Origin of the sequence: Nitrosomonas sp. (assembly GCF_022842015.1) — a bacterium.
Taxonomy (GTDB): Bacteria; Pseudomonadota; Gammaproteobacteria; order Burkholderiales; family Nitrosomonadaceae; genus Nitrosomonas.
This window is the reverse complement of sequence record NZ_JALHQJ010000130.1, coordinates 1-2,723: the sequence shown is the minus strand read 5'-3', so window position 1 is coordinate 2,723 and position 2,723 is coordinate 1. Positions and strand designations below refer to the sequence as shown.

General features: G+C 40.8%; 3 protein-coding genes. All 3 read right to left on the bottom strand.

Translation table 11 applies throughout. The features are described 5' to 3' along the window. Window positions 1-195: 195 nt before the first annotated feature. Complete coding sequence (locus Q0C11_RS14635; RefSeq protein WP_293009223.1) at window positions 196-975, bottom strand: DUF4126 family protein; 780 nt, start codon at window positions 973-975, stop codon at window positions 196-198. Between the two features lie 215 nt (window positions 976-1,190). Continuing rightward, entirely contained in the window at window positions 1,191-1,736 is a 546-nt protein-coding gene (locus Q0C11_RS14630) for an NUDIX hydrolase (protein WP_293009221.1), read from the bottom strand. A gap of 39 nt (window positions 1,737-1,775) precedes the next feature. Beyond that, window positions 1,776-2,723, bottom strand: a 948-nt coding sequence (locus Q0C11_RS14625) for a DUF2914 domain-containing protein (RefSeq protein WP_367273775.1), incomplete at its 5' end; no start/stop codon positions are given.

The following is a 2,723-nucleotide window of genomic DNA, read 5'->3' as shown; positions in this document are numbered from 1 at the left end:
GACTCATGCGTTCAATCAATTCCATCCATGCTTTGAATTCCCTTGATTTCATTGTGCACACCTCTATATCTCAATGCACGTTGGACAAACAATTCAATAATTAATTGTTACATAGCCAAATCTTTTGTTTGCGCGCTAACACTGTTAAGAATATTGCATTGCTATCATTAAGAAATTTAATCGTAAATTATCTTTCTAATTGTTTTTTCTTAGAATGATGCTTTTTTGCTGTTCAAATTCTTGTTCTGTGAGCACGCCCTTATCGCGTAGTTGCTGCAATCGTTCTAATGCCATTATCTGGTCATGCGGCTGAAATTCCATTGATGGGACAATAGAATTCGATACATTGCTTGTTACAGCTTGCTCACTTGTAAAGCCAAGAAATTTTGCTATCTTAGAAAGTAAGGTTTTAATTAGAAACCATAATCTTGGTAATGACCAGATGGCAATGCCCATAAACACAACAAATAATATTAGAAAGATATCTGGTTGCTTCAGCGCCGCCCACATTCCAGCCAGCACTAAGAAATCCTCCATGATGGAGGCTGACCAATTTGTAACAGGTTCGGGGGATGTATTTATCAGCAGTCGTGTACCAGCTTTGGTGGCATGGCTCGTTGCAGCAGCACCAGCTCCTAAAATACCCGCTGCAATTTCGAGAGCGGGCGTTACATCTCCAACCGCACCTGCCGCTAACATGGCGCCTGCAGGAATTCTGACAAAGGTATGAATGGAGTCCCATACAGAATCCATTCCAGGGATCTTATCCATAAAAAATTCAATGAAATACATAATGCCGGCTGCACCTATTACCAACGGCTCTTGCAATACCGATAATCCGGTAGGCAAATCAATGTGTCCTGTAGAGCCACCGAGCCCTAGCACCAGTAGAACGGCATATAAATTAATACCGCTTGCCCAGGAGGTACCCATCATTAAAGCTATTGTTGCTAGCAGCGTTTCGTAATTTTCCATATTAGAATTTACTTATGCCTATATAATCATTGCTCAAATTATGACATATCGCGCACTTTGTCAGATTTTTATGATCTGCTTGCAGAAATCAATAACCGAAAATCAACCGAATGGGGATAGAGCTCTTTGTGCGACGCTCTCCGCAATACTACCCGGTATAGGATTAAAGTTGGATTGTTTCTGCGCTCCTATAATAAATGCTCAGAATTGATTCTTCATGAGGTATTCTGAGTTTTGTTAATTACACCGATATGAAGGCCGAATTTTCCCTGATTGCGTTCTGTGAAATATAGCCTGAGCGGATCGTGAATAACCCGAAACGCCATTTCTTCCCACGGTATCTCTTGCTCAGACACGAGTTTAACTTCCAAACTTTCGATTCCGGGTTTGAAATCGAGATCAAGCAATTTTGCCCTGAATATAAAATAAACTTGGCTGATATGGGGTAGGCTATACACTGCGTATAGATCGCCTATTTCTACTCGTGCATTGGCTTCTTCCAGAGTTTCTCTCGCAGCAGCTTGTGCCAACGTTTCATTATTTTCCATAAAGCCAGCGGGCAACGTCCACCAACCTTTACGGGGTTCTATGGCACGCTTGCACAATAAAATTTTATCTTCCCATTCAGGAATGCAACCGACAACCATCTTGGGGTTCTGATAATGAATGATATTGCAGGTGTTACATACATAGCGGAGTAGAGAATCACCCTCAGGAATCATCAATTCAACAGTGGCACTACAGTTGCTGCAATATTTCATGGTGCATCCTAGCTTGCTTATTCAGTAATATCAATAAACTTAGTTTTGCGTGACGGTAAAATCTCTGGTTGCCAATCGATTTCCCGATCCATCGATTAATTCCACACGCCAGGAACCTATTCGTTCGCGATCAAGTTGTTTGCTGGCGTGAGTACGCCAGTTGTTATTGTGCACTTGCAAACGCAATTGTGAATCGAGTTGATTATTAAAATACCAGTTAACGCGGATATTATTTCCTTGCAGGTTTTGTAATTGCAGATAGAAATGGACGGGCTTGGTTTCACCCGATTTTAATTGTACAGTTTCAATTGAATCAACGGGTTCCCGTCCTTTGATTGCATGAGTTAACAATGCTCTAAGAACCTCGGGTTGATCCGATGTTTTATGCGGTTTGGATTGTGATGCGGTTTTGGGTACACTTTTATCAGGACTATTTAATTGGTCAGTAATAGAGTTTTTTTTTGGTTTTCTGGCAGGCATGATTACGGTTTTTGGTGTGATAGCATTACTGTCGGATTTTGCCGGAGTTGATTGAGCAGGGTGCGTGCTAATTGGGGTATTTAATTGAGTTTCTGCTGAGTCATCGCGTGTGTCGGGTTCTGCTTCAAGCTTTTCTGGAGGAAGCATATTCTCAGGTGTGGAAATAACTGAATCATTCAAGGACTCTTCAGGATTTTCGCTACTGAAAATCAAATAATAGAGTAAGGCCAGAATAGTTAGTAATGCAAGTGCAGCAATAGATATTTTTTTCCAATCCAGCGATTCTTCATAAATGATTTCAGGCTCAGGGTAGATTTCCTCGATAGCTTGTGGAGGTTCCTGCTGTATTTGAATACGGATTTTTAATGTGTTGTTATTATCGCTCATGATGTACTTTCTAAGACAAGATGAAGTCGCAGGGTTAATTTTTTTGATGAATGCGCAGTATAAAGGATTTTTGGTCAAGAACTGAAACCGTGTTTCACCGGTATTCGTTATACTAATTCG

Bases quoted from the DNA above. Each gene is read 5' to 3' on its own strand.
- Q0C11_RS14635 (WP_293009223.1), bottom strand. From the start codon at position 975: ATGGAAAATTACGAAACGCTGCTAGCAACAATAGCTTTAATGATGGGT.
- Q0C11_RS14630 (WP_293009221.1), bottom strand. From the start codon at position 1,736: ATGAAATATTGCAGCAACTGTAGTGCCACTGTTGAATTGATGATTCCT.